The organism is Uliginosibacterium gangwonense DSM 18521 (genome assembly GCF_000373965.1).
GTDB classification, from domain to species: Bacteria; Pseudomonadota; Gammaproteobacteria; order Burkholderiales; family Rhodocyclaceae; genus Uliginosibacterium; species Uliginosibacterium gangwonense.
Genome location: NZ_KB892842.1, coordinates 14583 through 40999 on the forward strand (window position 1 = coordinate 14583; position 26417 = coordinate 40999).

At 55.3% G+C, this 26417-nt stretch carries 31 protein-coding genes and 1 pseudogene; 4 read left to right on the top strand and 28 right to left on the bottom strand.

From position 1 onward, the window contains the following. The gene (locus B145_RS25205) at positions 1 to 288 is read right to left on the bottom strand and encodes a hypothetical protein (protein WP_018607158.1); all 288 of its coding nucleotides are present in this window, start codon (positions 286 to 288) and stop codon (positions 1 to 3) included. A 10-nt stretch (positions 289 to 298) separates the two neighbouring features. Continuing rightward, on the bottom strand, positions 299 to 1507 hold the full coding sequence (locus B145_RS25210) for a replication initiation factor domain-containing protein (protein WP_157288363.1): 1209 nt from the start codon (positions 1505 to 1507) through the stop codon (positions 299 to 301). A gap of 144 nt (positions 1508 to 1651) precedes the next feature. Here B145_RS25210 and B145_RS0110335 point away from each other — a divergent pair, with 144 nt between their 5' ends. Beyond that, positions 1652 to 2059 carry a helix-turn-helix domain-containing protein gene (locus tag B145_RS0110335; protein WP_018607160.1) on the top strand — a complete coding sequence of 136 codons (408 nt, stop codon included), beginning with the start codon at positions 1652 to 1654 and terminating at the stop codon, positions 2057 to 2059. Positions 2060 to 2244: 185 nt separating this feature from the next. Here the strand turns inward: B145_RS0110335 and mobH are convergent, their stop codons facing one another. The 9 genes from mobH to B145_RS28605 form a co-directional block, all read right to left on the bottom strand. Then, a complete protein-coding gene (mobH, locus tag B145_RS27440) occupies positions 2245 to 4701 on the bottom strand; it encodes a MobH family relaxase (RefSeq protein WP_018607161.1) in 2457 nt (818 codons plus the stop codon). After that, complete coding sequence (locus B145_RS0110345) at positions 4698 to 5288, bottom strand: hypothetical protein (RefSeq protein ID WP_157288364.1); 591 nt, start codon at positions 5286 to 5288, stop codon at positions 4698 to 4700. Before B145_RS0110345 ends, mobH begins: the two co-directional genes overlap by 4 nt. A gap of 219 nt (positions 5289 to 5507) precedes the next feature. After that, complete coding sequence (locus tag B145_RS0110350; protein ID WP_018607163.1) at positions 5508 to 6482, bottom strand: recombination-associated protein RdgC; 975 nt, start codon at positions 6480 to 6482, stop codon at positions 5508 to 5510. 20 nt (positions 6483 to 6502) lie between these two features. Continuing rightward, complete coding sequence (locus B145_RS0110355) at positions 6503 to 7465, bottom strand: radical SAM protein (RefSeq protein ID WP_018607164.1); 963 nt, start codon at positions 7463 to 7465, stop codon at positions 6503 to 6505. Further along, a complete protein-coding gene (locus B145_RS0110360) occupies positions 7462 to 8007 on the bottom strand; it encodes a hypothetical protein (protein ID WP_018607165.1) in 546 nt (181 codons plus the stop codon). Before B145_RS0110360 ends, B145_RS0110355 begins: the two co-directional genes overlap by 4 nt. Beyond that, on the bottom strand, positions 8000 to 8218 hold the full coding sequence (locus B145_RS0110365; RefSeq protein WP_018607166.1) for a hypothetical protein: 219 nt from the start codon (positions 8216 to 8218) through the stop codon (positions 8000 to 8002). The genes B145_RS0110360 and B145_RS0110365 overlap by 8 nt, the downstream gene beginning before the upstream one ends. Further along, on the bottom strand, positions 8215 to 8976 hold the full coding sequence (locus B145_RS0110370) for a hypothetical protein (RefSeq protein ID WP_018607167.1): 762 nt from the start codon (positions 8974 to 8976) through the stop codon (positions 8215 to 8217). Before B145_RS0110370 ends, B145_RS0110365 begins: the two co-directional genes overlap by 4 nt. A 164-nt stretch (positions 8977 to 9140) precedes the next feature. Beyond that, a complete protein-coding gene (locus B145_RS28600; RefSeq protein WP_157288365.1) occupies positions 9141 to 9314 on the bottom strand; it encodes a hypothetical protein in 174 nt (57 codons plus the stop codon). Between the two features lie 7 nt (positions 9315 to 9321). Next, the gene (locus B145_RS28605; protein WP_018607168.1) at positions 9322 to 9432 is read right to left on the bottom strand and encodes a phosphoadenosine phosphosulfate reductase family protein; all 111 of its coding nucleotides are present in this window, start codon (positions 9430 to 9432) and stop codon (positions 9322 to 9324) included. A gap of 381 nt (positions 9433 to 9813) precedes the next feature. On the opposite strand from B145_RS28605, the gene B145_RS27445 reads away from it, so the two are divergent. Next, positions 9814 to 10827: a DUF6896 domain-containing protein gene (locus B145_RS27445; protein ID WP_018607170.1), complete on the top strand. Its 1014-nt coding sequence runs from the start codon at positions 9814 to 9816 to the stop codon at positions 10825 to 10827. Between the two features lie 288 nt (positions 10828 to 11115). On the opposite strand, the gene B145_RS0110390 is transcribed toward B145_RS27445, so the two are convergent. Continuing rightward, positions 11116 to 12084: a J domain-containing protein gene (locus tag B145_RS0110390; RefSeq protein ID WP_018607172.1), complete on the bottom strand. Its 969-nt coding sequence runs from the start codon at positions 12082 to 12084 to the stop codon at positions 11116 to 11118. A 320-nt stretch (positions 12085 to 12404) separates the two neighbouring features. Between B145_RS0110390 and B145_RS0110395 the strand changes: the two genes are divergently transcribed. Beyond that, positions 12405 to 12713: a hypothetical protein gene (locus B145_RS0110395; RefSeq protein ID WP_157288366.1), complete on the top strand. Its 309-nt coding sequence runs from the start codon at positions 12405 to 12407 to the stop codon at positions 12711 to 12713. 286 nt (positions 12714 to 12999) lie between these two features. Here the strand turns inward: B145_RS0110395 and B145_RS0110405 are convergent, their stop codons facing one another. Together B145_RS0110405 and B145_RS0110410 are read right to left on the bottom strand one after the other, a co-directional pair. Continuing rightward, complete coding sequence (locus B145_RS0110405; protein WP_018607178.1) at positions 13000 to 13278, bottom strand: hypothetical protein; 279 nt, start codon at positions 13276 to 13278, stop codon at positions 13000 to 13002. 94 nt (positions 13279 to 13372) lie between these two features. Beyond that, positions 13373 to 13603 carry a hypothetical protein gene (locus tag B145_RS0110410; protein ID WP_018607180.1) on the bottom strand — a complete coding sequence of 77 codons (231 nt, stop codon included), beginning with the start codon at positions 13601 to 13603 and terminating at the stop codon, positions 13373 to 13375. 1171 nt (positions 13604 to 14774) lie between these two features. Between B145_RS0110410 and B145_RS0110415 the strand changes: the two genes are divergently transcribed. Beyond that, positions 14775 to 15275, top strand: a complete 501-nt coding sequence (locus tag B145_RS0110415) for a hypothetical protein (RefSeq protein WP_018607183.1) — start codon at positions 14775 to 14777, stop codon at positions 15273 to 15275. Between the two features lie 118 nt (positions 15276 to 15393). Here B145_RS0110415 and B145_RS28940 read toward each other — a convergent pair whose 3' ends face one another. The 14 genes and pseudogenes from B145_RS28940 to B145_RS0110485 form a co-directional block, all read right to left on the bottom strand. Then, the gene (locus B145_RS28940) at positions 15394 to 15735 is read right to left on the bottom strand and encodes a hypothetical protein (RefSeq protein ID WP_169558546.1); all 342 of its coding nucleotides are present in this window, start codon (positions 15733 to 15735) and stop codon (positions 15394 to 15396) included. Beyond that, on the bottom strand, positions 15732 to 16223 hold the full coding sequence (locus tag B145_RS0110425; protein ID WP_026259015.1) for an ABC transporter transmembrane domain-containing protein: 492 nt from the start codon (positions 16221 to 16223) through the stop codon (positions 15732 to 15734). Before B145_RS0110425 ends, B145_RS28940 begins: the two co-directional genes overlap by 4 nt. Positions 16224 to 16756: 533 nt before the next feature. Beyond that, positions 16757 to 17119: pseudogene (locus B145_RS25225) on the bottom strand (transposase); the annotation flags it as partial. Next, positions 17068 to 17238, bottom strand: coding sequence for a hypothetical protein (locus tag B145_RS28610; protein WP_018607188.1), 171 nt, complete (start codon positions 17236 to 17238; stop codon positions 17068 to 17070). The gene B145_RS28610 and the pseudogene B145_RS25225, both read right to left, overlap by 52 nt. Before the next feature lie 20 nt (positions 17239 to 17258). Then, on the bottom strand, positions 17259 to 17921 hold the full coding sequence (locus B145_RS0110440) for a DUF1847 domain-containing protein (RefSeq protein WP_018607189.1): 663 nt from the start codon (positions 17919 to 17921) through the stop codon (positions 17259 to 17261). Between the two features lie 39 nt (positions 17922 to 17960). Further along, entirely contained in the window at positions 17961 to 19160 is a 1200-nt protein-coding gene (metC, locus tag B145_RS0110445; protein WP_026259016.1) for a cystathionine beta-lyase, read from the bottom strand. Continuing rightward, positions 19157 to 19759, bottom strand: coding sequence for a cysteine dioxygenase family protein (locus B145_RS0110450; protein WP_018607193.1), 603 nt, complete (start codon positions 19757 to 19759; stop codon positions 19157 to 19159). Before B145_RS0110450 ends, metC begins: the two co-directional genes overlap by 4 nt. A 34-nt stretch (positions 19760 to 19793) precedes the next feature. Continuing rightward, on the bottom strand, positions 19794 to 20450 hold the full coding sequence (locus tag B145_RS0110455; protein WP_018607194.1) for a glutathione S-transferase family protein: 657 nt from the start codon (positions 20448 to 20450) through the stop codon (positions 19794 to 19796). 17 nt (positions 20451 to 20467) lie between these two features. Beyond that, positions 20468 to 21244, bottom strand: a complete 777-nt coding sequence (locus tag B145_RS25230) for an amino acid ABC transporter ATP-binding protein (RefSeq protein ID WP_083917713.1) — start codon at positions 21242 to 21244, stop codon at positions 20468 to 20470. Continuing rightward, complete coding sequence (locus B145_RS0110465) at positions 21231 to 22034, bottom strand: amino acid ABC transporter permease (protein ID WP_018607198.1); 804 nt, start codon at positions 22032 to 22034, stop codon at positions 21231 to 21233. The genes B145_RS25230 and B145_RS0110465 overlap by 14 nt, the downstream gene beginning before the upstream one ends. Further along, positions 22024 to 22767, bottom strand: coding sequence for an amino acid ABC transporter permease (locus B145_RS0110470; RefSeq protein WP_018607200.1), 744 nt, complete (start codon positions 22765 to 22767; stop codon positions 22024 to 22026). Before B145_RS0110470 ends, B145_RS0110465 begins: the two co-directional genes overlap by 11 nt. Further along, a complete protein-coding gene (locus tag B145_RS0110475) occupies positions 22760 to 23983 on the bottom strand; it encodes a pyridoxal phosphate-dependent aminotransferase (RefSeq protein ID WP_018607202.1) in 1224 nt (407 codons plus the stop codon). Before B145_RS0110475 ends, B145_RS0110470 begins: the two co-directional genes overlap by 8 nt. Further along, complete coding sequence (locus B145_RS0110480) at positions 23983 to 25446, bottom strand: FAD-binding oxidoreductase (protein ID WP_018607203.1); 1464 nt, start codon at positions 25444 to 25446, stop codon at positions 23983 to 23985. Before B145_RS0110480 ends, B145_RS0110475 begins: the two co-directional genes overlap by 1 nt. A gap of 119 nt (positions 25447 to 25565) precedes the next feature. Next, positions 25566 to 26405 (bottom strand): transporter substrate-binding domain-containing protein, encoded by an 840-nt coding sequence (locus B145_RS0110485; RefSeq protein ID WP_018607205.1) that lies wholly within the window; start codon positions 26403 to 26405, stop codon positions 25566 to 25568. Positions 26406 to 26417 lie beyond the last annotated feature (12 nt).

Below are 26417 nucleotides of genomic sequence, written 5' to 3' on the forward strand. Positions count from 1 at the left end.
TCAGCCTGCCTTGGGTTGATGCAGACCATGCACTTCGACAACTTCGATACCCCTGGTCGTGATGGACACGGTCATCTGCAGCTCACACGGAAACGGGAACCCCTTCACCTTCTCGAAATTGTCAGACTTGCCAAAAACGAGATCGGTAGAGTTATGGCCGACCTCATTGCCATTGGTGCCACTGACTTCCATCTCAGCGTACAAAACCGTCTTGTCATACTGACGGCCTTCAAATTCGCCCTTGGCCTTCTTGGCACCCAACACGCGGAATACTTGTCTCAATTGCATAGCACACCCCCTACAAGGTTAAAGTCGCCAAATCTGGATGATGGTAACAACGACCAACGTTTTTCCATGTTGGCAGGTTTAGGGCCTTCGGAAATTCGAAGGGTTTCCCAATTCGATCTACAAACTGTTGCGCACCACCGAACAACTCTGACAGGAACCAGATATGCTTACCGCATTGTTTTGTGAGCCAATCACATTGCTGTTCGAGCGTCTTCTCTGCGACCTTCTGGTTTGTCTTGATGCGTGACTGTTCGGCTGACAGGAAATTGAGGCACGGATAGGCGCCGGCGAGGTACGCGCCCGGATTCAGGATGGCATCAAACGGTATGACACGGCCATTTTTGGCACGGTATTCAACTTCGTGACGGAGCCAAGGCGATTCCTTGTCGCCCAACTCTTTGCCCTTCTCGTACGCCCGGTACATCAAGCCAGATTCTCGGGTGCCAACGTAGTACGTGCGGCCCTTGCCGTTTGGCCTATCCCAGTTGCCGCCAAAATGCTGGTCAGGCTTTGAGCCCCGGTAGTCAAAGGCTCCATCCAAATACCACTGGCGAACCTGATCGACATTGACCAACCCTTCCACGTCATCGTGCGACAGATCGACGCGGGAAATCTTGCCATTGACTGCCATCTCTGACAGGAAGTAGAACAGACGCCCTTCCCATCCGGGTTTGGCAGCAGCACAGGCAGAGCCGGGAAGATTGACGCAGACGGTACGATTCTGGCCACCATGGCAGACATGGCCGTATTGTTCGCCAAGGTCGTAGGAGCGTTGGTAGAAGAAGAGACCGCCAGAACGTTGGCATGTCACACCGTAGCCGAGTATCCAGTCAAGGACGTAGGAGCATTCAACAATGACCTCATGGTCGGTCACGCCTTGCTGACGGATTGCGAAGCTGTCTTCGTGGCAGGTAAAAGTCACCCAATCAATGAAGGCTGAACCACCGTCCCAACCCCTACGGGCAGGGATTTGAACAACTTCACCGTCTTGAACCTTCAGGGTTACAGGCCGAGCCTCTCCGGAACCTACCCCCCTATTAGTAAGGGGGGGCACAGGCACTTCGCCGCTTCGCCGTGCCGCACGGCGGCCCGTCTTCGCCAGCTCAGGCGCCTTGGCGGGGGCTTGCTCAAGGGTGGCAACGTCCAACATAGCGCGAGCGCAAACTGCATCAATCTGCTTTGGCGTCAAACTGGCCAATACGTCTTTTGCTCGTGCCACTGGTCTCCCCTCCCCTGTGTGTCGTTTACAACGCAGCCATGAGGCTGTATCGTCATCGAAATTACGTTTTTTCTAAGTTTAGAAAACGCGTAACTGTTTGACACATTATAAAGTTTAGAAAACGCGTAACAGCGGAGAAAAGAGATGAAATTTATTGATTACATCCAGCAGGCCGAAGAGCAAGTAGGCGGAACGAAAAAGCTTGCCCAACTGCTAGAAATCCACATCACCCATCTCTGCAATGTAAAAGCAGAAAAGATGAAAATGAAGGATGAAGCCTGCATAAAATTGGGTGTGATTTTGGGGATAGAAAGACCCCAAGATATGATACTCATCCAGCATGAAAGCCGGGCAAAATCAGAGGAGGAACGCCAATTTTGGCATAGGTTTTTGAACTGGTCACCAGCTCATGCTGCTGGCATTGTGATGGCGGTACTTGTCACAAAATTTTGTGTCACTACCCTGCCGGAAAGCCCCGCCAGCATTGGGTTTGGGGACTCCGCGAGTGTTTATTATGTCAACCAAAGTACACAAACCAAATCAAAGAGCTAGGCTATCTTTTTAAAAAACCCGCTCTCCCCTTTTGTTATTCCTAACAAATATTGCCTTGGGAAGAGATGATCGCCTTAGTTCTTCTACAGCGCATCAACCGTCTGCTGCTTCGCACACTAGCTAAAACTAGGCGCGCTTGTCAACGTCACCTGCCCATTTTGTGATCGTTCTCCTTGTCTGGTGCTCTAGGGATGGGAGGGTTTGGTCGCAAACTCCAGCTCGAAGGGAGCCAGGTGTGGGTTCGCAGGCGGCACTTCCGCGAGCCACTGTTTTGGATTGCGCAATACAACGGCAGACAACTTGCTCCTGCGCTTGCCGTTGGCCACCACCTGGTAATGCAGGATGTTGCTGTGGTTTTCACCCATCTGGTGCCAACCTGCAGCGGTGACTTTGCGCTGCAAAACCGAATACTCCACGTCTGTAACAGCCTCATCTATCAGAAATTCTTTGAAGATTCGTGGAGATACGAGCGCAATGCCTTCAGGCACGATGTGCACGAGCGAGTCGGCCTGGTTGTACGTGATGGTGCCGCTGGCCAGCCCTTGCTGCACCCATTGGACGAACTCAATGGCCATCGGATCCGGCTCCTTCTTGTTGCCGATGATTTTGGGCGGCTGCGCATGTGGCATCACCGGTTTAATCGTCTCTGGCGCCGTTTTGGCGCTCTCCAAGGGCTTGTGAGGCAATCCTTGCTTCTCATCCTCGTAGGTGGCCACGTCACCATCACCCGGCAAGAATTCGTTTGAGTCGGCTTTCGTGGTGGGCTGCTGTGGTGGTTTTGCCGTGGAAACCTTGGCTGGCGCGGGTGTGGGCGCGGCTACGGGCACCTCGTTTGATGCCGGTTTGGGCTGAGGTTTTGGCACACCGTTTGGGGGCGCCGGGATGGCGTTTGCCTGGGAAACGGGCTTTGGATCAGCCCCTTTTTCGGACCCCTGTCCCAGATTATGTAAAGTCTTGCTGTTTCCACCCGTAGTGCCCTGTTTTGAAACGGGTTTTGGCCCAGGAATACTGAACGCGTTGCGGTCAATACTCGGGACTGGTTTTGGTGCAGGCGTTGTACTGGCCTTGGCGTTTGTTTCAGTGCCGGATGGTGATTTATTGGGTGCAGTGTTGCTTGAGGCGCTTATTGTCGCAGGCGCCTTTGAGCTCGTGGCAACTGGTGCAGTAGTCTTCACTGCATCCGCTACATCAAGGAGCCCATCGGGCGCGCTACGTGCTGCCATGGCAGGTGCGGCCGCAGTACCTTCATCCCACACTGTCTCTTCTGGCGCGAGATCTTCCGGTGGTGCAATATCCGATTCGGCCTCTGTTTCAAGCTCCACTTGAACGGCATCGGCCTTTTCCCCGGTCAGTATCGTGATCGAGCCTTGCATGTCGATCGGATACTGAGTCGGTGCATCAAACAGACGATGTAGCGGAAACTTCAGTACCGGAAATGGTGGTAATTCATAGTCCGGGCCTTGCACAATCACTTTCCAGATCGCACCACCGGAGTTTGGATTGGGTTCAATCAGCCCATAGTCCTGCCAGGTATCAAAGAGCCGGTCATTCTTGTTGCCGCCTGGAATGGATTCGTCCGGATGATGCTCCTGGATGTGCTTACGCACCGTATCCGCAAGGCGTTTTGCGACAAACCAGATTGCGCCGTCATACACCCAACCGGCTGCGCCATTTCTGTTCAAAGGCAGTTTTGTGCCATCTCGCAGCATATGCCGGATGGCTTGCATCAAAAGTTCGTTGAGCGGTACGGCCGTGGCTGTCACAAATCGCTGCCTTGTGCCATGGGCCAGATTGCGGGACACCGAGAAACTATCGGCCCGTTTAACGATCTCAGACAGCGCTTTTGCGCCTTCGTCTATCACAGCGTCTTCACCTGACAGATACTTGGTCAATGCGGTCAGCACGTTTTGTTTGCGCCCGAGGAAGGCTAACGCATTGCTCGGCACCATGGCTTGAAGCATGACAAGCGCCAAGCGTTGGTGGGCCTGATAGTCGCGCTCACTCTTGGGGGCAAACTGAATCTGGTATTCCAGCGCACGCGAAGCGTGCATTGGGCCAGATAACGGGAGCCAGCGCCGGTTTTGTGCCTGGGGTGTATCCCGAATGTCGATCTGCAGGTCAGTCAGCACCTTACCCACGTCATGCAGCAAGGCTGCATAGAACACTGCGTAGGTCCAGTGATCGCGCTGCGCATCAATCAGCTCGGTGTTCGCGTGCAGTGGCAACAGATAACCATTGCGGGCGGTCAAGGCGGCCAGCACCACTTCCAGGGTGTGGGCGATCAGCCCGCCGATGTGTGAGTGGTGATGGGCTTCGGAGGCCGGCGCCAGTTGAATGAATTCAACATAGGCCGTGATCGCTGGGTACATATCGCGCATAAACACTTCATGCGATAGACGTGATTGGCGCTCGATGTCAGAAAGGAGAGATTGAGCCTTACAGTGAGCCAGCAAATGCTCCCCTGAGAGGACGTTGAACCACCCTACTCCACTGCCTGCAATGGGCGGCAGGGACGCTACTTTCTGGTCCGAGACCTCGGTGGGGGCTTCTTGCTCCGGGGGCACCCTCCAGTGTTGCCAGGCGTAGTAGCCCAGGATGCCAAGTGAAGTCAGTGTCAGCAGAGCAAGAAGGAAGATCATCATTCAGGAATTGGGTCAGAACCCCCACCCGGCGGCGAGCCAAGCGTGGGCGGATTTTGGGTTTGAGTCAGCTTTTCGATCAGGCGCTCACGCAATGCGGTTGTGCCTGCAGGGGCGTAGCCCGTGCTCCAGACGTGCGGAATCACCACCGGCTTGATCTTGGTGAGGTAGTCCATGAAACGTTCTGCAGAGGGATCCCATTCCTGGCCTTCGTACCCCATGCGGGCACGCAAATCACAGAAACTCTGACTCGCCAGTTTGTCGGCCAGTTCAGTGGGTGTCACGGCGGTCGTGACGCCAGACTCAGCACGCTGTTGGACCAGACCTGCCAAGGCTTCGGCACTCAACAGAACAGGATCCTGGTCCTTGAAAACGACGAGTTCCAGACCATCATATTGGCTCAGCCAATCGAGCACAGGTGAGATCCAGGCGGCTTGTCCCAAGCCTTGGAGCATATGGGCAATCGACATGATGGCCTGTTGGCGCAAGGCTTGATGTTCCACGGTCAAGGGCGCCAGTTCCGTCAGTGGCGGTCTGTCGAGCCAGAGCTGGATGAGTCGGAGCAGCTTGCGGATTTCGCGCGTGGACATGATGAGTGCGTGCCTGAAAGGTAAATGAATACCCGGCCAGCGTGTGTTGCCGGCAAACGGGTAGCGAAAGGCCTGCGCAACTGCGCAAGATGCAAATCGCACCACGCTTGGGCAGACCTTGGGCTTCATTATACAAACTCATCCTTCACGCTATCAGTGTCCCTTGGTGTCGCTGACTATCGGTCTTTATGGAACCCATCTGAACGGTCTTCGCGCACTTCAGGCTGCAAGGCGGGAGGGCTCCCCTGCCCCATCGCTTTGAGCGCTTTCTTCATCCTTTGTTTCACCGCCCAAGGCCCCGAGAAGCTGTTCCAGCATCGCGGTGGCCTCCAGGGCAAGGAGCGTGAAATCCACATCGAATTGCTCTTGCGCATCCTGTGCTGTAGCAGACTTACTCTCCGTTTTAGTGATGTCGAGCAGTTCAAGTCCTTTGATTTCGAGCCGCTCGGTGAGCGTGAAACTGACCCGATCCGCATAGCTGAGCCCGAGGCTATACACCTGCTTGCCCTGGGCAATATGGTCGCGGATCTCTTCACCTTCCAGGCTGTGGTGGCGATAGCGCACCACACTGGTCTCATCAGTTACGGCGCGCAGCTCGCAACTGTCATCAATGCTGAAGCCGTTCGGCGCTTCATGGGCGGCCAGCCAGTCTGTCATGGCCTTGCAGGGGCTAAACTCCGTGTTGAGGAGCTTGATCGGCAAACCTTCCAGACATTTGTAGAGGTGTTCAAGCACGGGTTCTGCTGCTGTGCGGGAGCTGGCCAGCACCATCAACCAACCTGCAGACACGTCGAACCACGCGAGCACCCGGCTGTGGTTGATGAAGGCCGTGGGGAGGAGTTCTTGTGTGACGGCCTCAGCAATCTCCTTCATCTGCTTGCGACCCGGCTTGAAGCCTTGTTGGGCTTCCAACTCAGCAGCCCGCTTTAGTGCGGCTTGTTTCACGACACGCCCAGGCAATATGCGCTTGTCGCAACCCAATGCCACCAGCCAACGACCTGCTACAGCATGAACGAGGCCTGCGCCGCCCGACTCAGCAGGGAGGACGTTTTCCCAACCCTGACGCATGGGTTCCTGGTTGCCACAGGGCTGAAAAACCATTTGGCTCAAAAGTTCCGCCAGGCGTTCCGGGTCCATGTCCCAGTTTGGGTCAAGACGATACGGAATCAGGTGCTTGGATAAGGGTGTCGACATCGTAAAACTCCTCAGAGAAATCAAAGATGGCTATTGATGTGGATGTCAGTCAGAAGGAGCACGTTGGCGTTTTCTGCTGCAAGCTCAGCACCCTCACAAGCAGCCTGACTGTTCGGGGCAAGGATCGTGACCAGGAGATCGCCTTGGCGCTTGTCATTCACGACGCAATCCAGAACCGTGGGGCCACTGTCATTGACAACATGCATGATGCTGTCTTTCCAGCGCACCAGCGGATCGCCCTGGAGTGCTGCATAGAGCGCCAATATGTTGGCGTCACTTTGCTCGGCCTCCATGGCTTCAATAGCCAGGCAGTTCTGTGGCAGCTTCATGTCGACGCGGTTACGGGGCCGATTGAGTTTGCCAATCCAGACTGTGTCGGTGACAAAGGGACGCACCGCATCCAGCACGGCGCGAGCTGTGTCCAGTCCACCGAGCAAGGGTTCTGCCGACACGGAGGTGCGAAACCCGGCACCATGCGCCAGCCGCAAAGCTTCAAGCCGTTCTTCTGGCGCGGGCGCACCAGGCTCCCAGAATCGGGCGACCTCGGCATCCATGGTGCCCTGGGTAAAGCGGAACATGACCTGGTTGCGGTACGTGGCCAACTCAGCCACCAGGTGCGCAATGCACGCAGTATGCGGTTTGCTCACGATCAGCACCTGGTTGCCCGCATCGAGCATCAACTTCAAAAAGCGTGTGCAGGCATCCAGGTTCCCAGGTGTGATGTCATGGGCGCTGGGGAACATGATCACGCCGTGGCGCTTGGGATACTTTGTACGCTCGGCGTTGGCGGTCAGGCTCTCGGTATGCCAATTCACACGAGCGAGCGTTTTAAAGCGATGCGCATTGGCCGCTGCAAAACAGTACTTGCAGTTGTGACTGCAGCCTCGCTGAATGTTTTCATTATGATCAGCCCACTCAAGCGTGCCCGACCCGTCACGCTGCGCGTCAAATCCTTTGGAGTTGGAGGTGGATTGATCGCTCATGAGGCATGCTCCAGCTCAGGTGCAGAAGGTGCAACCGAATCACCGGTAGAACCTGGAACGGCACCGTCGTGGCTCTGACTCTGATCCAGACTCAGGCCCAGCAGTTGCGCGAGTCTGTCGTCTGTGAGGTTGTCGATGGTGAGGTTTTCATCGCCGCTGTACATCAAGACGTAATGGATGATGCCAACCTGCATCCGCCGGGTGGCCATGCGGCGCTGTGCATCGCGTAAAGCCTGCGCGGCAGAGGGCTGGTCACGACGCTGGCGCACCTTGTCGGCCAGGGTGTCGGCCGCATAACGCGCCTGGTCGCGCAGCGCCTGCAGTGCTTCACGGAAGGCCACAGGCAGCGGGCTATTCTCCTGTACGGCCCTGCCCGCGTCATAGGCCATCAGTAGAATCTGCTTCAACCGCTCGAAATCAGTGATGGAGTCTGGATCATCGAGTGACAGAACTTGCTTGATCGTCATCGGGCGTGCGCCCAATAGATCAACAGCCTGAAATGCCAGATCGGTTGCGAGTGTCTTGCATGTTGCTTCATCCATTGCGTTTCTCCTGGTAAGACTTTTTGGAACAGCGCCAGCCCTGGATCATCAGTGCCACACCAATGACCAGGCCAAGGGCTCCGAGCACTCCGTTAATCAAGTCCTGCCTCCAGTCGACGTTTGCAATCATCATGAGACCGACGATGGCGATCAATGCCCCGCACACCGCAGGGAGCCAGCCGCTTGCTTCAGTAGGTGTGTGTTCTGTCATAGAGGTTCCTCTCCGTGCGGCAGATCGGGTTCAGGGATAGGAAGCGAATGAATCTCTTCGATTGAGCGGATAAAGACCTTCACCCCACGCATGAGCGACTTTTTGTCGCTACACTGGTTCTCAAATGACATGATCACGCTTGATGGCAAGCGGCTGACAAACAGAAGTGACAGGATTTCGCGGTTGTGGTCTGAATCAATGGGCGAAGCGTCACGATCAACACCGGTCAGCACAAAGCCTCGCTCGACGAGGCTCTCACGCCACAATTTCCGCTGTTGTCTGTCGCTGGCAGGCGTTTTAGAAAACGACGATGAATACCCAAAAAGGGAGCAACAAAAGTCGACCTCGCACCCATCATCCCCAAACCGTATGCTGCTGACGTGCCCGAAACCTTCCAGCTCCCACCAGGCTCTGATCTGCTCACACATATGCTTGAGGCTCGCCTGGGTGGCTGCGGGAGCCTGGGATGTTCCCAGTTGCCCTTCGAGGTAATGAATTCGCTCGTTCGCTTCACGCAAACGGGCGTATCGCTCTTCGATTTCTTGGCCGGTCTGGGTAGGAATACCCAGAACTTCTCCCAAAGCAGAGAGGTTGTGATCGCAGCAACGCAAGACATTGAAGGCTAGTTGTGAATCCAGTCCCTCACTTTCTTTGATGCCTTTTGAGAGTGCCGACACCCCAAAACGCAGGTCGCGGATGGCGCGTTGCGCCAGCTCCTGTTGGTCTTCGTTGAGATGAATTTCCTTTTCATCGGCCATTAAAATGTTCCTTCAGGAAAGAGAATAGATGCCATCGCCTGGTCGGCCATGGCATGAATACGTTGCAGGGCTTCTTGATACATACGCTCAATGCTGGCCTTGCGGTTTGTCTCAACACGCGTCAAGTACAGTTGGCCCAGTTCTCTCGCTAGCGCGTCCGGAAACTAGAAGTCGTCGCCTTCGTCAAACCAGCGCTCGACCAGTGTGCGCGGTAGTACGTCGCAAACCTCCCATCCTTCTTCGTGGGAGTCACGCCAGAATTCTTCCTCTCCCTCACAGATGCGGATACTCGCGGGGACGAGTACGCCTGAATGGAAATTCGTCGTGTGTTCATCCACTGTGTCATCACGGTGCAAAACGTAGGGCGCGTGTTGGCCCAAACTGCTTCAAGGCGAGAAGCAGGGTTGCAGCAGAATCCTTGCCGCCCGAGACTGAGACAACATGCAGAATGCTCATAGAGCCTCCTGCCCTGCCCCCTCAGAAGGCTTCAGGTGCTCGTCCCGTCTGGTCTTGTCTGCCACAGCGTCGTCTCCCGCATGACTGGTTCATCAATGCGGAGATCATGGCGAGAAGGACAAGTGGATGCCAGCCGAAACCCCTTGTAAAATAATTTGGGTTTTCGCTGGAAATTATTTTTTAGGTGTGGTAGAGCGTCTTATGCTTGACGATTCAGTGCAATAGTTGCTTTCTTTGGTAAGTCCGACGTCTTAAAATCAAAGCCTTATTGTAAGACGCTGTGCTAAACAGGGATTGCGTCAACGGTTGGGCGTCGCCGCTTTCATATCTAGCGAGTGGGCGCTGACCGGCATGAGCCACGCTTTGCATCATTGGAAACACATGGACGAACGACTTGCACAACTGATTTCTGATTACCAACGAGCCGTTGGCACGGCTGTTTTATTAATGTCAGAATCTGGCTTCAAAATCCCATCAAACATAGATGACTTTCTTAACCTGGACATCCCCGCTCAGGGAGAACTGAACGGAGGTATCACATATATCAAACATGGTTACGGCTGTTGGGTAAATCTGCCAGAAGGTGAGGTGGACTTTGATTTAGGCCCGCTGTGCGAGATTGATGGATTTGACGAATGGCGTTTGTGGAATTTTTGCTCCGAGCGGTTGAACAAATATGCATTTGACACGCAGCAAGTGCTCGCGGATTGCATTAGAGATGCCCTCAATGAGAAGACGCTTGCAGCTTCCTCTCACGACCTCTACTACGTGGTTGACTCGGTCAATAAATTGGGTCAAGAAGCTTCCCGTATCTTGACGGCAGGGTGTGCACTTCCCCATTGGACCCGAGACTGCGTACTGACTCTTTACTCTCAGTGCTTTTGTTCTGCAGACCTAATGCTGGAGCTCCATGACGCAATTCTTCGTCGCTTGATAAAAGATCAGAAGCTCAGCCAAACCAACAAAATGAAGTTCCGTGTGTATCTCCATTCCTGGATCGGATATCTACACTCGACAGTTAAAGGGTTTGAGGTTGTGGGAATGCGGAATCTTTTGCAAAATAAGCGTCCTTCGAGCTTCCTGAAGTTGATCTCCATGAGCGATAAGCTCGGCAAGCTAAAGAAGCTGCATTGCAACGACTTGCGAGATTTGCGCAACGAGGTTTTCCACCTTCGGACCAGTGAAGAGACATTTAGGCGATTTTTCGATGATGACGGAAAGCGGATGGAATGGGCTAGAGAGCTTCATGCTGCGTTTGCTGCCTTCTTTTCGGACTACAGGGTTCTCGCTGAAGAGCATTATTTGCTCAACGGGCGCTCTGGTGAGAGTCAAATATGGCAAGCTGGCGAACGGCGCCGAAAGCAGAAGGCCGATAAAGCCGAGATGAAACGGTAGGGGACTTTGATCCGATTTAACCTTTTTGGATCACCTTGCTGGATCACTTGAGCATGGATCAGAAAACGGTACAACCGTAGGGCTGGCACAGGCCTTTGCGTCCTTTGTGGTTGGCGGACGCCAACCACGCCCCGTACCCCCGTAAAAGAAAAGGGTTTGGCCCGTCCCAGTAAGCTGTTTGCGCCCGATCCCGGTGTATTAGGGATCGGGCGCCCCTTTCAATAGGGGCCTGTCAGCCCGTAAAAGAAAGTCCGCCCACGGACTTTCCGGTGTAGGCCTTTGAGGGCCTTAGCCCAGGCTGAGACTCCTGAGCCAGTGCTTCAGATTCTTGATGTCTTCGAAATCCTCAAGATCGCGCTTGAACGCGCGGATACTGAGCCAGAAGTTCTCGATGTCTTCGTCAAGCGCAGGCAAGACACGTTCTGGAGACAGATGTTCAAAAGGAGCAAACCCGTAGCGCTCTCTGAATGCAGATTCGACGTGCAGGATCTGCTGATCAAGTTCGCTCACCTGTTCCTTCAGAATCTTGTTGTAGTGCTTGAGCCGATCTTCGTTCAGGTGATTTAATGACTGCAGGTCGATATGCTCCAGCTCCAGCTCCAGTTGCAACTCCAGTAACTGCAGCAGGTTATTCTTGTTGTAGGCGTCATTGACGCGCTGCATCAGCAGCGTTTTCCGCTCGCGCTCCTGTGGATCAATCTCCCGATCTGGGTGTAGGGCACTGGCCAGTTTGCGATAGATCTCGCGGATAGAAAGACTCATCTGTGCCTGTTCTTCCTGCGCGCGCGCTTCTGCTGCAAGTTGTTTGGGTGACTTTTTCCGTGTGGCGCGATGTGCTGCCCGGGTGACGGTCTCATCCTCTTGCTGCTGGAGGTGCGCTCGTGCGCGGGCAATCAGGTCTTCTGGCGAGTTCGTGTTTAGATCCTCACCCAGATCAATGCCTAGCAGGCTCTCAAGCATAGATTTTATGCCATTGATATCGGCAGCGGCTTCGCTGTCGTAGTCCGTCTCGCTGTACCTGTTGTAGATTGCTTTCAGATTTTCATCCTGGCCGACCATCTCCCCCGCCAGACTTGTGATCACGCCAGCCACTTTTAGGCGTTCACTTTTGGTCAGTCCTTTTTGTGGGTAAGCGCGATCCAGACAATGCACCAGTTGGATTCGCAGATTGGTCGAAATCCGTTCCAGCGGCAGGTAGTCATTGACGTAGCGCTGCTGGAAAGTGGGGGTGACGGTTTCCCAGGCACTCAGTCTCATCCGGCGCTTCTCGATTTGTTTGATCAGCGAGTTGAACGTCTTTTGTCTCTTCGACAACGCGGGGCGATTGTGATCAGGTTCAATACTGACGGACGGAGACTGGGTTCGGGTCATGACGGGAAATTGCGCGCAAAGCGAAATTATTGAGCCAGTTTTAGCTGCCGCATAGTAGACCGAAAACGGCGCCTTGCACCTTTGCCTGTAGTGGACGGCATCTGCCTGATGCCTATCCTTGGTAATAATAGTAGTGGCCATGCTTGAATTGCATTTAAAATACTGTGACTATGTACAGCATTTTTAACCGCCTCAAGGATTCCTCCATGTCGACCCCTAAAACCCCTTGTCACAGCGCCACGCTTGAGATCGACCAGGTGCCCTACAAAATCTTCATGTTGATTGGCGGTTCTGTTGAAACAGACTTGCCCGTGGTGATCGCCATGTGTCACGACCCGAAGAATAACCGGGCGAATCTGCGCTTTGATGTAGACCCGGCGCGGGCAGAAGAACAATTGGGGGAATTGAGTGCGGATGAAATTTTCGAGCGCTGTCTCACACAGATGCAGACTCGGAGATTGATCCCCCACACATATACGCTGGCAAACAAGTCCTACGTGGGAATGTTTGAGTAGAGTGCTGGCGGCACTGAAAGGTCCAGCCGTCACCCATTGTTATGAGTCATTCCGTCCCTACCGAATGTGGCTGCTTTTCATCCAAGTGGATTACGGCCACTTTTTCCGCTTCTTGCACAAGATTTAACTCTACCAGCATATGTTCGTAGTGATCTATAACTTTCTCAAGTATGAGCGCACGTGTTTCTTCAGAGCACGGTTCTTGCAGAATTTGTATAAGGGTAGGTAGCCGTAGCATACATCCTCGTTTTTCTAGGTTTTTGCACAGGCATGCAACCAAATCGATTCAGGAGGCTTGTATCCACGGTCCCCACCCGTGCTCATCCCGGTTGCGAACAAAAGTGGCATAACGTTCTTCGAGCCAACGATCGCCTCGGTCTTCTGATGAAGCCAGGGGGCTCACAACCAGTTCCTGAATTACATCGTGATGTCCTGACAGAATGTATACCAATGCGCCGCCGAGCTCTTCGTACACGCCTGCGCAAACCTCATTCTCGTCTCCTTGGGATAGCTCATTCCAGATATGTGTCAATAATGCCTGATCAATTTTAATGGGCAGATGCATTGTAATGACTCCATGTCGCGCGCAGGCGTACCCGTCTGGTTTGACTGTGGACGAATTGGCACGGATCACGCTTCTCCTTGCCACAAGGTATTTTTTAGACGATAAATCGTGCCACCCCTGTTCTCAATTGATCCGAAACCTGGACGAGTTGGTGGGCGGTCGAGGAGACGGTTGAAACCACGGTCGCGTTCTCTTCTGCCATCTGTGCAATGATCTCCACGTTTTTGGCCAACTCGATGGATGCCGCACGCTGCTCCTGGAGTGCGGCTGAGATGTCGCCGACCGCCTCACAGACGGTGCTGGCGGCTGTGCCGATCTGTACCATGGACTCTGAGGCTTGCACTATAAAGCAAGGGTTCGGCGGTGGTTGTGAACCGCTCGTTGCCCAACCCATCGTTCCACCGGGCCTGCGTGAAAAGCCGTGCAGGCCGGTGAATTCAAACGTTGAACGTCCGCATCCTCATGGGCTGGCTAGCCGCATCGGGTCGATATTGAGCCTTGACGGCTTATGGGGCGTGGATGCAGGATGGAGGCCGAGTTCGGCCAACTGCTGCCGGTCGCCAGAACCACAGAAGCGCCATTCGCATGACTTGTACACTCTGAAACCTGCCGGATAGGCAACGGAAGCCCATCGGCCGTTGCGGTCATTGATGCCAACGAACTAGAATGATCACTGTCAGCCAAGAACAGACGCTCGACTGATACCCAAAAACGGACGCCCGGGGCCTCCGTTCCGAAATCCGCAAGATGAGGTTTTTGTCGATTCTGTTAATGGTGTGCTTTTGTACAGAAGAATATCGCTAATCCAGTCTGCACACCATTCTTCGCTGTAAGGCGGCGCCGTGTTAGGGAGCCAGCGCTGATGTTATGTAGCAAAACCGCTCCCTATAACAAGGTGGGCATAACCGCAATGGCAACCGGTGACAAAGATCCGCGACTACTTAAAATCTGGAATCAGTCAGAGATCCCGGTTTTATATCGTCGTGGAAATGGCTCACCACTGTTAGTTCGCCTTCCGTTTTCTCCCACTAACAGAGCGTGGTTGAAGAACGACCGCCGCCGCAATCCAATTTGGCACAAACCAGAAAAGTACTGGGAAGTTCCAAAGTCGTGGTTTGAGGTGTTGATTAAAGAATCACTCGTTAAGTACAAGAAGGTCTACGTAATACAACCGTTCAATCCAATGGAGAAATGCGCTCCGGCATGTTGGAATGCGGTGGGAGCGGAATGCGAATGTTCATGTATGGGGGCAAACCATGGATCGGGAAATCCTGCGGGGAAATGGCACGTAGTTTCTGACACCCTAGCTATTAGTTGGGGTCCCAGAAGATATTCATGCCGGCTGCTAACTCCAGTAGAGCATCATTCGCATTGATAGCCCCTATACCCAAAAATTCCGTCGAGAGGGATCACCCACAAGTTGCGTTCATGGGTTCCCTTCACGGCTTCGTCGCTACGGCGGTCCCCAAAATCAAACGTTAGGAAACAAGAAGCCAATGTACCCAGTTAGTCTTGGTTATTCGACTGCCGTTGCCAGAATTACTGCGCTGCTCCAGAACGGACACGATGCAGAGGCCCTTGTCACTTCTGTTTTTACCGCAGAAAAGACGCTACGACGCACGCTTCGGCAGCTTGTGGTTTCAGCTGGTTTCCCATCGTCAATCGCTGACAAGATTGTTGGCAACCTACGCGGCCTTGATGCAGTAAAGAATGCTTGGGAGTTGTATGACCCTAAGCATCGAAAGCTTGCCGATATCCTACAGGCACCAGATTGGAAGGTATTTAAGGAAGCCGCGGAGATGCGCAACAAGCTCGTTCACGGGGAGAAGGTTTATGCACTCGCTGTATGCAGGAAAACAGCCAATGATGTATTGGCTGCGCTTACCAATGTCAAAAGCACACTGGATACAGAGTACAACTACAGCGGCTGGACAAAAGCACTCTCCAGAAGAACCTCTCGTCTCCATGTTGATCCAAAGGTCCGCATTGCTCCATAACCATCAGTCGGGGACCGCCTACAAGCTGAGCTTATTGGTTCCCTTCGCAGCTTCGTCGCTCCGGCGGCCCCACACGTCAATCGTTGAATATCCGTTGGACTGACTGCTAACAGTTGCATCAGAGACGGTTGTCGTCGGGGAGCTGAACAGCGGCAATGGCCGACGACATGTCGGTCATTGCTGGTAGGCCTGTCGCCTCCTGAGCGACTATGTTCGAGCGGCTGAAGTTCGGCCAAAGCTGCCATTTAACACGTCCAGTCCGAACGGCAGGTTTGTTGAACATAGCGGACACACTTTCAATGCTCAGTACCGATACCTGTCCGGAAGCTAGTCCCTTCGGTAGTGGTTGTCGGTGCTTTGCTGAATGCTCATGCGGGAATCTGAGATTCTTGTCGAAGAAGCCTGCAAATTTGTTCTTGGCCTGAGTCACATAATAGCCACAGCGTTGCATATTTTTCACCTCCTTACTCCCCAGTCGCCTCCCGCGCCAGCCGAAGAGCACGATCGGTACGACCACCGGCGGACGCCGCAGAGCACGAGCAGGGTGAGCTTGAGATTGGTGGTAAATAGCATGACCAGCCCGCCAATCAGAACCAGCACATTGCGTAGCGCAATCGACAGGCTTGAGCCAACGGTCTGATCAATCAGTGTGGTGTCGGCGGTCAGGCGCGAAATCACGGCGCCGGTTCTGCCCCGCTCGAAATAAGAGGGTGGCAGGGACAAAAGGTGGTTGAAGACGCGCCGACGCAGGTCAGCGGTTACCCGCTCACTGAGCCACGAAACGTTGTAGAAACGGGTATAAATCGCCGCCGCGAGCAGCGCAATGACGCCAAACATGAGCACCAACGCGCGGTCCAGCCAAGCCGGGTCGCCTACTGCGAATCCCTTGTCGATCACAGCGCGCAATCCTTGGCCGACACCAAGCATGGCCAGAGCGGCGACGATCACGCGGCCTCAGTAGGGCTTGAGCAGCGCCAGCATGACGCGTGCGGGAGTATTTGAATCTGGCATGGGCGGGTTCCTCAGGATAGGCTGTATTATATTCCCGCAACGCCGCTGGCTTTGGTGAGATCAATCCTTGCGCCAAAGTGCCCTTGATAAGCGCATTTCCGGTAACGGCGCAGAGCGCTTTGCCGGTCCTGGTGTTCATTTTCCTGAACGCAGTCAATGTGGGGCGTACCTCAGCACTATGGCTTCGAGGTGCCAGCAGTGATCACGTGCGGCCACTTGGAACGTGGACTTGGTTCAATCCATATTGTTCAATGTAAAAGGGGGCTGGGGCTCCAGTGCAGCGAAACAGTTGTCAAATGCTTGCATTCAGGCAACGGCCGGTCGAGTCTCCCTCAGAGCAGCCATTCAGATGACCGCTTCGCTTTGAAACCTGTTCGATAGCCAATTCACACAAGTCGGACTTTGCTGTCGTTCACTATCACTGACTTGAGCGGCGCAATAGAGAAGCTGAGCAGACTTTAGCAACCTGTTCATAATCTTTTGAGCAAAAAAGCCAAATGAAGGAACTGTAAACTGGTGGTGAGTAAGCGCTCGCAGTTCTTCCACAAGCGTCGGCATTTTTCAATCCAGGCAAAGGGGCGCTCAACAATCCAACGCTTGGGCATTACCGAAAAAGTGTGTAGCTCATTGCGCTTGGCGATCTGCACTTGTGCGCCTAACAGTTCATGAATAGTTTGCGAAAAGGGCTTATCACTATAGCCTCCGTCAGCCAGAATGCAGGTAACTGCAGCAAGCTCTATGCGGTGTTTTTCTATGGCCTGAATAGCGCCTTTGCGGTCGGTCATGTCTGCCGTGGTAATGGCCAACGCATGCGGTAAACCCTGCTTATCGACCAGACGAAGGGGTTGATGATCATAGCGCCACCGGTCAGATCGGCAGCACTGCCATCCGTCAGTGCACGGATCTGGACCTGCTGGCTAGGCACCCGCTTGAGCGCAACAATGATCTTCATCAGTATTGGTTTCGTGCGTTTCAGAGATCTGCAAGATACTCGGGATCGAGTATCCGCTTCGAATAGGTATTGGAGGTATACAGCGTCACCGCCGGGTTGTGGCCATTCAGCCGGTCCTTTGTGACCAGCGTTGTCACCAGCGCTTCCGAATACTTAGTAAACAGGGAGTCGTGGCCCACGCAAAGCCCCATGATCACGTTCAAGTCGGTCTTCGTCTCGTTGAGTTGGCGTGCCTGCAAAATGGGATTGCAGCATGCCTCGAAGGAGCCGCACTGGATCTTCAGCTCCTCGTCAATGCCGATCTCGGTTTTGTCGGTAGAACCGACCTTGCACAACACAGTAAAAGGCTCCAATCCGGCGGCCCGCAGCACCTTGGTGAAAATGCGGGTCTCTTCGATCAGCCCGAGGCAAGTCGCAATGCCAATGCGTTTGGCATCAATACGCCGTGCAAACGCCACGATCTCTTCGGCGCGCGAGAGCTTGCAGTAGTAGAGGCCCTCTACCTCTGCTGCTGCATGTGCCACCTTCGCATCAATGGAATCGCCACGATAGTGCCCTAGCGTTTCAGCGTGGGCTGCCGGGTCAACATTCTCGGTCAGGCAGAAGTCCGGGTACTTCTTGTTGTGGCGATAGCAATGCAACTGGCCACATTCGGAACAGGAGGGATTTTCGATTTTCGCCATGCTTGTATCCTTCAGACGACATTCCGCATAACGCGGAGTTTAGTATGCATTTGGCAACACACTCAGGGCCTGCTCCAGGTCGGCAATCAAATCGCCAGGGGCCTCAAGACCTGCGTGCAGGCGGATAATCGTGCCACGTCCTCGCCAATCACTTACACTGCGCACATTACTCAACTCGGCTACCATCACCAGGCTCTCGAAGCCACCCCACGATGCCCCGATGCCGAACAAACGCAGATTGTCGACGACAGCCTCGGCCCGCCCGGGCCGCTGATCCTTGAGCGCGAATGAGAGCAAGCCGTTGCTGCCGCTGAAATCACGCTTCCACAATGCATGACCGGGGTCTTCGGGCAAGGCCGGATGCAACACATATGCCACCGCTTCGTGCTCTGCCAGCCAGCGCGAGAGTTCAAGCGCTGTGGCCGCATGCACGGACAGACGACTTGCCAGCGTGCGCGCACCCCGCAACACCAGCCAGGCATCATCCGGGCTCACTGTCATGCCATGTGCATCAGCAGACAGGTTGAATGTCTGCCATACGGCCTCGCGGGTCGTCACGGCCCCCATCACCACATCTGAATGCCCGCTCAGGTATTTCGTCGCGGCCGAGATCACGATATCTGCGCCATGGCGCAATGGCTGGTACAGATAACCGCCCGCCCCCCAGGTGTTATCGGCAGCAACCAGGGCGCCATGTGCATGCGCTCCCTGCACCAAGGCTGGCAGATCGACAATCTCGTAGGCCAGCGATCCGGGAGACTCGACATACACCAAGCGTGTTTCAGGCAGATAGCGCTGCGCAATGTCGCTGCCGTCTGCTGCAAAAAAACTGTAGCGGATGCCATAGCGCTCAAAGAAGCGTAGCGCGAAATTGCGCACCGGGCCGTACACCGCATCGGTGATGAGTACGTGGTCGCCTGGTTTCAGATATGCAATCAATGCCTGGGTGATGGCCGCCAGGCCAGTCGGAAACAGGCGTGTGCGATAACCACCTTCGAGCTCACTGATCAGGTCTTCGAGTGCGAAGGCTGTCGGATTACCCCGCGCACCGTAGCTGAGCAGGCGCTCCGTGCTACGTCGCGCACGCACATCTTCGAGTTCAGCAACTGAATCGAAGAGGATGGTGCTGGCACGCACAATAGGGGGATTGACCGGGGAACCGCCTTCGACACGGGTATCACGACCGGCATGCTGCAGGCGCGTGCGCAAGGCGACTCCCCTATGTTTATCAGTACTCATGTAGCAGCGGCCTCACGGCGCGTCGTGACGCCAATCGACATGATCGAACAACTCTTGTCTTCTAGATTGAAACTCAGGCGCTCGGTCAGGGTTTCAAGTGCACGGCCATATAGATGCAGGTGGCGTATCGGCGCATCTCCGCGAATCTCAACGGCGTGAATATCATCCGGCAGAAGTGCAACACCGCTTCCAGGGCCAACTTCCAGTGTGCGCTCATGCACCAGCGTGGCGTAACCGGGTTTGCTGCCGTCATCGGTGCGCGTATACAGGTGATTGAACTCGACACCTTCCACCGCTGCGATGGTCGCCCAGGTCGTGTGGTTATGTGGCAGGATCCTGTTGTCGGGCTTCATGACATTAAGATATAGTGCAAATGTCTTGTCAGCCTCCTCCCGGATGAGATAACGCGCATGGCGCACACCTTCTTCGGGAGGTGGGAAATCAGCTTCAAGCCATAGCTCGGGTTGGGCGGCAAGCGCCTTGAGCTCCTGGAGGATATCGGCCAGTGCCTGGCGATCAAGCGGGCCGCGTGCGACAATCGACTTGACCCTGAGCAATGCGGCGTCGACCGTCTGTTGGCGAATGATTTTCTGTGTCATTTTGTTCTCTCCGTTTACTGCATGATCATGACATTCAGCGCCAGTCAGCAAGGGCCTTCTCATTGGCTGAAATGCTGCGGCCGTGGGCGTAGGCCTTCTGCACGGCAGCGCGCCCATGCACGCGCTCGAACCATGCGGCCAGATGTGGATAGTCTGCAAGCTGCTGCCCCTGACGGCGTGGCTGAATCCAAGGCAGAACAGCGATATCGGCAATCGAGTATTCATCGGCAAGGTATTCATGCTGCGCGAAATGCGCATCGAGAATCGCATACTGTCGTTTCACATCAGCAATCGCAGCATCAAGCTGGGCTTGGCCGATCTGCTCAGGAATCAGTTCACGGAAGCGCTGATACTGGCTCAGTGCGGGTGAAAGCTGGGCAGAATGCCAGATCAGCCACTGCAGGACGGCATAGCGCCCTACCCCCTCACGCGGCAGGAAACGCCCATGCTTTTCGGCAAGATACAACAGAATCGCGCCGGATTCGAAGATCGCCAAGGGGGCAGTCGTGGCATCTCCTTCTTCGTACCATGCTGGTATTTTCTGGTTCGGATTGATGCGCTTGAATTCTTCGTTTTTCTGCTCGCCCGCACGAATGTTAAGCGGCACGATTTCGCTGGTGACACCCAGCTCTTCGAGCAGGATGGTGATCTTGATGCCGTTGGTGGAGGGCCAGAAATAGAGTTTGCTCATAATGGTCTCGCGAGAATTCAGCCAGCGAGCGCATTAATGAAGCTGCGCGTGCGGGCATTGACAGGATTGTGGAAAATCTGGGCTGGAATACCTTGCTCAACGATCTCTCCGCCTTCGGTGAACACAATCTCGTGACTGACCTCTTCAGCAAAGCGCATTTCGTGTGTGACCAGGATGCAAGTCAGGCCGTCCTTGACGAGTTCCCGGATCACCGCCAGCACTTCGCCCACCGTTTCCGGGTCGAGCGCTGAAGTGACCTCGTCAAACAAAACCAGTTCGGGATGCATTGCCAGCGCACGTGCAATTGCCACGCGTTGCTGCTGCCCCCCTGATAGCTGGCCGGGATACGCATCAGCCTTGTGTTCCAGGCATACCCGCGCAAGCAACTCACGTGCTTCCCGCTCGGTCTCACCACGATCCTTGCCGAGAATGCGGGTCGGCGCGATGAGGATGTTTTCCAGCACACTCAGGTGCGGAAACAGGTTGTACTGCTGGAAGACAAAACCGATGCGCTTGCGCAACGCGATCAATTCGCTCTCGCTTTGCAGGCGATGCACTGCTGTCTCGCCAACACGGATTTCACCGCGCTCGGGACGCAGCAGACCATTGATACAGCGCAGCAGGGTTGACTTTCCCGAACCGGAGGGGCCGATGATCGATACTGCGTCACCACGACGCACGCGAAGATCAACGCCCTTGAGTACCTTGTTGTCACCAAACGAGAGATGCACGTTCTTCAGCGCGACCAGGACATCCGCATCATGATTCAAGGAAAGAGTTTCAGTGGTAGGCAAAGCGTTTCTCCAGGCGACGCGTGAGACGGGTGATCGGGTAGCAATAAACAAAGAACAGACTCAACACGCTGAGGTAGACGAGAATCGTGAAGTCGGTGCGATTGACGGTATTACTCGCATTCTTGGCCGCTTCGAGCAGTTCTGTGACCCCCACCAGCGATGCCAACGTGGTACTCATCGTGATCATCGCGTAGAGATTCATCCAGGGCGGCAGTGCGCGTTTTACGCATTGCGGCAGGATGATCCAACGCAGGGTCTGGCTGCGTGTGAAGGCGAGCGAAGAAGAGGCTTCCCATTGCGGTGTCGGAATCGATTGCACCGCACCGCGAAAAATCTCGGCAATATGAGCGGAAGCTGGCAACGCCAGCCCTATGGTAGCTTTGAACCAGTCGGGGAAAGGCAAGTATTGCCCGGCGATCTTCACTTCAAAGGGGAATACATAGGTAGTGAAAAAGATCAGTACCAGCAGGGGCGCGTTGCGAAAGATCTGCACATAGCCGCGCGCTGGCGACTGGACCCAGCCAAGGGGAGAAAGCTCCAAGGCTCCGACTACCAGACCCAGTACAGTGCCGATGGCCATAGCCAGCACACTGATCAGCACATTCATGAGCAGGCCACGCCCGAGCAGCGGCAGCCAGTTGATCAGAATGGTAATGGTTTCGGCATAAAATACATACAGCAGCAACCAGGCTGCACCCAGCGCGAGGAACCACAACAGGATCGGAGAAGGCGCAGCCCACCATCGGATTCTGGCGGAGCATGAAGCAGGTATTACGTTGTCAATGGCCATAACCAGGCATCCGCAGATAGTTTTCAAGAGCACGCCCAAGACGTGCGACGACATAAGTCAGCACCGCATAGATCAGGAAGATAAAGATCATCAGTTCGAGCACGTTGTCGCGCTGCACCCAGATCATTAGCGAGGCATAGGTGAGCTCACCGACCGCAATCGCGGCACCCAGCGCAGTCGATTTGACGAGATTGATGAGGTTGCTGGTCAAGGCTGGCAGACTGAAGCGCAAGGCCAGAGGCAACTCGACATGGCGCAACAGTTCGACTCGGCTAAAACCCAGCGAAAGCGCCGCCTCGCGCGTCGTCGCGGGGACTGCCTCAATCCCCGCACGCAGCGCCTCGGCGTGATAGGCCCCATAGTGCAGGGAGAGCACCAGCACGACCCAATGGAAAGGCGTCAGCGGATTGTGCTCTGCTCCACCGAGCACTTGGTTGAGCAGCATGTTGAGGACGAAGAAGGCGCAGTAGAGCTGAACCAGCGTGGGCGTGTTACGCAGCAACTCGATCAGGCCACGTGCTGGCCCACGCAGCCAAGCTTGGCGCGAAGCTAACAAGGCAGCTAGCACCACGCCCACTAGCAAGCTGCCGAGGATCGAACACAGCGCGAGCAGAATGGTGATGCCGATGCCGCTCAACCAAGGTATGCGTTCGTAATCACTGAGCAAAAAGGAATAGTTCAGGCCGATTATTTTCGCGGCGGCAACGAAACCGTGCAGGAATTTTTCAAGCATGGAGGGGGGCTCCGGATAATTGCGCAATAGCGGCGGCGATACGTGGGCCAGCCTGGCGGATGTCTTCGGTCGCCGTTGCAATCGACAGGCGGAAATGCCCTGGCAAACCGTAGGCGCTGCCGGGCACACCCGCAACCCCGGCCGCTTCAAGCAGGTAATCAACGAAATCCTCATCACTGGCAAGTACTTTGCCAGCGGGGGAGCGGCGACCACGCAACGCCTCCCACGAGGACAGCACAAAAAAGCCCCCTAGTGGCACAAACGCCTTGATGCCGGGGATCGGTGCCAGCCCAGCGAGCAGGATGTCGCGCCGCTCATGGTAGATGCGCGAACGTTCGCCAACCAAAGCCTGTGGCCCGCGCAGGGCCGCCACGCCTGCTGCCTGGCTGATCGAGCTGACCCCCGAAGTCGACTGGATTTGCATGATACCCATCGCGGCAATCAGCGCCTGTGGCCCGGCGGCGTAACCGACACGCCAACCTGTCATCGCATAGGCTTTGGAGCACGCATTGACGATCAGCACGCGCTCACGCAGATCGGGCGCCACATGCAGGAAGTGAGGATGAGATGACGCAAAACGAATATGCTCATAGACTTCGTCAAGCAAGAGCAGCACGTGCGGATGTTCGCGCAGCAACTCGGCCACAGCACGGAAATCGTCTTCGTCATAAACCGCACCACTCGGGTTGCTCGGCGTGTTGATAACCAGCCAGCGGGTCTTTGGCCCAATGGCCGCACGCCATTGCTCAGACGTGGGCTTAAAGCCTGTATCCGCCGTCGTGCTTAGAAATACCGGGGTTCCGTCATTGGCCTTGACCATCTCTGGGAAGGACGGGTAATACGGAATCGGCACGATGACTTCATGGCCTGGATCAAGGCTCGCAGCAAAAGCGTTGTAGATGGCCTGTTTGCCACCATTGGTGATGGCGATTGACTCCAGCGGGAATTCAAGCTGGTTCTCGCGTGCGAGCTTTTCCCGCACAGCTTCGCGCATATGAGCGGTGCCCAGCGCGGGCGTATAACGCGTCTGGTTGCGCGCCAAGGCTTCGCGGGCGGCTTCCTTGACATGTTCGGGGGTGTCGAAATCCGGCTCACCGATAGTCAGATCAAGAATGTCACGACCGTCGGCTTTGAGCTGCTTGGCGCGCTGGCTGGCTGCAGAATTGGGCGAGAAGCCGATGCGCTGGATGCGCTGGGAAAGGTAGGCATATGTCATTATGCAGTCCTTGCCTTGGCGACCTGCTCACACTGCGAAGGCTCGATATTCAGAACCTTTCCTGGATTTAGCAGGTTGAGCGGATCAAGTGCGTGCTTGATGCGGCCCATAAGCTGCAACTCTAGTGCACTCTTGTATCGTGGCAAAAGGTCGCGCTTGGCTATCCCGATGCCATGCTCGGCGCTGATTGAGCCGCCGAACTCGTGCGTGGTGTCATGTACGATGTCATGTACCCGCGATTCTTCGGCCAGAAAATCAACAGCAGCCACACCAAGCGGCGCTGATACATTGAAGTGCAGGTTGCCATCACCCAGGTGGCCGAAGATCAGCGGCCGACACCCTGGAAAATGCTGCTGCAGACGCGCCAGACTGGTGTCAACAAAGGCCGTCAGGCGCGAAAGCGGCAAGGAGATGTCATGCTTGATGTTGCGCCCTTCAATGTTCTGCGCTTCGCTGATGCCGTGCTCACGCAGCCCCCACAAGGCCAGGCGCTGACTTCCGGAAGCGGCCACCAGCGCATCCTCAATCAGGCCATGCTCGAATGCCTCAGCCAGAACCCCGGTAAAAATTTCGCTGGCAATTTCCTGAGACTGTTCGTTCGAGGTTTCTATCAGCGCATACCAGCCTCCCGCAGGCGCCAATGAGGGGTCGACAGGCAGGGGATACTGCGGCGTAGTTCGGGCAACAAAGCGCAGGACATCCGCTGCAATGATCTCGAATCCCGTCAGTGCAGCACCGAAACCCTTGCGCGCCAGCCCGAGGAACTGCAGTGCATGATCAAGCGCCGGAAAACTCACAAATGCCGTGCATTGGGCCGTCGGCAGTGGAAACAGCTTGAGTGTCGCGGCCGTGATGATGCCCAGCGTGCCTTCGCTGCCGATGTAGAGGTCACGCAGGTCGTAACCGGTATTGTCCTTGCGCAGCCCACGCAGACCATGCCAGATCTCGCCCTCGGCGGTGACGACTTCAAGCCCGAGTGTGAGGTCACGCGCATTGCCATAGCGTAGCACCTGGGTGCCCCCGGCGTTGGTGCCGAGGTTGCCGCCGATGGTGCAACTGCCTTCCGCCCCGAGGCTGAGCGGGAACAGCCGCTGCGCATCGCGCGCGGCCTCCTGCACTTGCTGGAGGACACACCCGGCTTCCACCGTGATGGTGTCGTTGTACGCATCGATCGCGCGGATGCGGTTGAGACGCGAGAGATGCAGCAGGATCGCGCGTCCCGATTTATCCGGGGTAGCGGCGCCCATCAACCCGGTGTTGCCACCTTGCACCACGATAGGTACCCTGGCTTCGCGCGCTGCACGTACCACGGCACCAACCTCCTCGGTACTGCCTGGGCGAACCAGGGCCTGGGCACGCCCCGTATAACGGCGACGTGCATCCACGAGCAACGGCGCGATTTCCTCGCCACTCAGGACATGGGCATCGCCGACAATCTGGCGCAAGGCTTGCTGCAGGCTCATGTCAGGTCTGCCGCATTTGATGATTTTTGCATTTCATTGCTCATTGCAGTGGCGCAGAATCCGCCGATACCAAAAGTTGTGGTAGAAGTATTTCAAGTGCATGCCAGTTCAAGTCCCACCTACAGGACGAGCTTGCCAGCCTTGACCTTCTCTTGCCACTTGCGCAACGTACCGACAGACAGATTGTGTTTCTGCGAGACTTCAATCAAAAATCCTGTGCGATGCCAGTTGCGTACAATCTTGTCGAGTGCCGCAGCAACATCGTTCTCACCCTTGCGGATCCAGATCACCGAAGGTGATGGGATCAAGGTGTGAGCGATCGGCAACTCGTAGTCCTTCCATTCAGCGTTGTCGTCAACCAGTAGGCTCAGCGAGGTACTTACGTGCACCGACGCTTGGCAGGTACCACTCTTGAGCGCCAGCAGGGATTCTGGCTGGCCCGGCAGCGCCTTGACGTTGGCACCGTATTGTTCGACCAAAGGTTTGGTGAAATTACTGCCCTGGGAGACGCACACCACCTTGCCCTTGAGGTCTTCCCAATGCTTGATGCCAGAACCTTTCTTGATGATTGCCGCCCCGCCTTCTTCCTGATAGGGCGTCGGTACATAACTGAGGATCTCGGCACGTTCTTGGGTGAGCTGCATGTTGGCGATCAGCAGATCGACCTTGCCCTGCTGCAGAAACTGCACCCGGTTCGGAGGTGTAACGGGCACCGTCTCAAGTCTCACACCAAGCTGTTGCGCAACGGCCCGGGCAAGTTCGATGACAAAGCCTTTCTGCTCCTGCGTGGCTGGATCAAGATAACCATAGGGAGGACCAGAGAGAATCACCCCGATCGAGACACTGCCGCGTGACTTGATCTTGTCGAGTGTGGCATCGGCCCGCGCTGCAAATGGCATACCTAGCAAAGCAGTCAGAATAAAAAGGGTCGGTGTGCCAAAGAAGCGGATTTTGTTCATGACAAAGCAGCC

Coding starts and splice junctions, on each gene's coding strand:
- B145_RS25205 (WP_018607158.1), bottom strand. CDS start 288: ATGCAATTGAGACAAGTATTCCGCGTGTTGGGTGCCAAGAAGGCCAAG.
- B145_RS0110335 (WP_018607160.1), top strand. CDS start 1,652: ATGAAATTTATTGATTACATCCAGCAGGCCGAAGAGCAAGTAGGCGGA.
- mobH (WP_018607161.1), bottom strand. CDS start 4,701: ATGATGATCTTCCTTCTTGCTCTGCTGACACTGACTTCACTTGGCATC.
- B145_RS0110345 (WP_157288364.1), bottom strand. CDS start 5,288: ATGTCCACGCGCGAAATCCGCAAGCTGCTCCGACTCATCCAGCTCTGG.
- B145_RS0110350 (WP_018607163.1), bottom strand. CDS start 6,482: ATGTCGACACCCTTATCCAAGCACCTGATTCCGTATCGTCTTGACCCA.
- B145_RS0110355 (WP_018607164.1), bottom strand. CDS start 7,465: ATGAGCGATCAATCCACCTCCAACTCCAAAGGATTTGACGCGCAGCGT.
- B145_RS0110360 (WP_018607165.1), bottom strand. CDS start 8,007: ATGGATGAAGCAACATGCAAGACACTCGCAACCGATCTGGCATTTCAG.
- B145_RS0110365 (WP_018607166.1), bottom strand. CDS start 8,218: ATGACAGAACACACACCTACTGAAGCAAGCGGCTGGCTCCCTGCGGTG.
- B145_RS0110370 (WP_018607167.1), bottom strand. CDS start 8,976: ATGGCCGATGAAAAGGAAATTCATCTCAACGAAGACCAACAGGAGCTG.
- B145_RS28605 (WP_018607168.1), bottom strand. CDS start 9,432: ATGAGCATTCTGCATGTTGTCTCAGTCTCGGGCGGCAAGGATTCTGCT.
- B145_RS27445 (WP_018607170.1), top strand. CDS start 9,814: ATGGACGAACGACTTGCACAACTGATTTCTGATTACCAACGAGCCGTT.
- B145_RS0110390 (WP_018607172.1), bottom strand. CDS start 12,084: ATGAGACTGAGTGCCTGGGAAACCGTCACCCCCACTTTCCAGCAGCGC.
- B145_RS0110395 (WP_157288366.1), top strand. CDS start 12,405: ATGTCGACCCCTAAAACCCCTTGTCACAGCGCCACGCTTGAGATCGAC.
- B145_RS0110405 (WP_018607178.1), bottom strand. CDS start 13,278: ATGCATCTGCCCATTAAAATTGATCAGGCATTATTGACACATATCTGG.
- B145_RS0110410 (WP_018607180.1), bottom strand. CDS start 13,603: ATGGTACAGATCGGCACAGCCGCCAGCACCGTCTGTGAGGCGGTCGGC.
- B145_RS0110415 (WP_018607183.1), top strand. CDS start 14,775: ATGTACCCAGTTAGTCTTGGTTATTCGACTGCCGTTGCCAGAATTACT.
- B145_RS28610 (WP_018607188.1), bottom strand. CDS start 17,238: ATGAAGATCATTGTTGCGCTCAAGCGGGTGCCTAGCCAGCAGGTCCAG.
- B145_RS0110440 (WP_018607189.1), bottom strand. CDS start 17,921: ATGGCGAAAATCGAAAATCCCTCCTGTTCCGAATGTGGCCAGTTGCAT.
- metC (WP_026259016.1), bottom strand. CDS start 19,160: ATGAGTACTGATAAACATAGGGGAGTCGCCTTGCGCACGCGCCTGCAG.
- B145_RS0110450 (WP_018607193.1), bottom strand. CDS start 19,759: ATGACACAGAAAATCATTCGCCAACAGACGGTCGACGCCGCATTGCTC.
- B145_RS0110455 (WP_018607194.1), bottom strand. CDS start 20,450: ATGAGCAAACTCTATTTCTGGCCCTCCACCAACGGCATCAAGATCACC.
- B145_RS0110465 (WP_018607198.1), bottom strand. CDS start 22,034: ATGGCCATTGACAACGTAATACCTGCTTCATGCTCCGCCAGAATCCGA.
- B145_RS0110470 (WP_018607200.1), bottom strand. CDS start 22,767: ATGCTTGAAAAATTCCTGCACGGTTTCGTTGCCGCCGCGAAAATAATC.
- B145_RS0110475 (WP_018607202.1), bottom strand. CDS start 23,983: ATGACATATGCCTACCTTTCCCAGCGCATCCAGCGCATCGGCTTCTCG.
- B145_RS0110480 (WP_018607203.1), bottom strand. CDS start 25,446: ATGAGCCTGCAGCAAGCCTTGCGCCAGATTGTCGGCGATGCCCATGTC.
- B145_RS0110485 (WP_018607205.1), bottom strand. CDS start 26,405: ATGAACAAAATCCGCTTCTTTGGCACACCGACCCTTTTTATTCTGACT.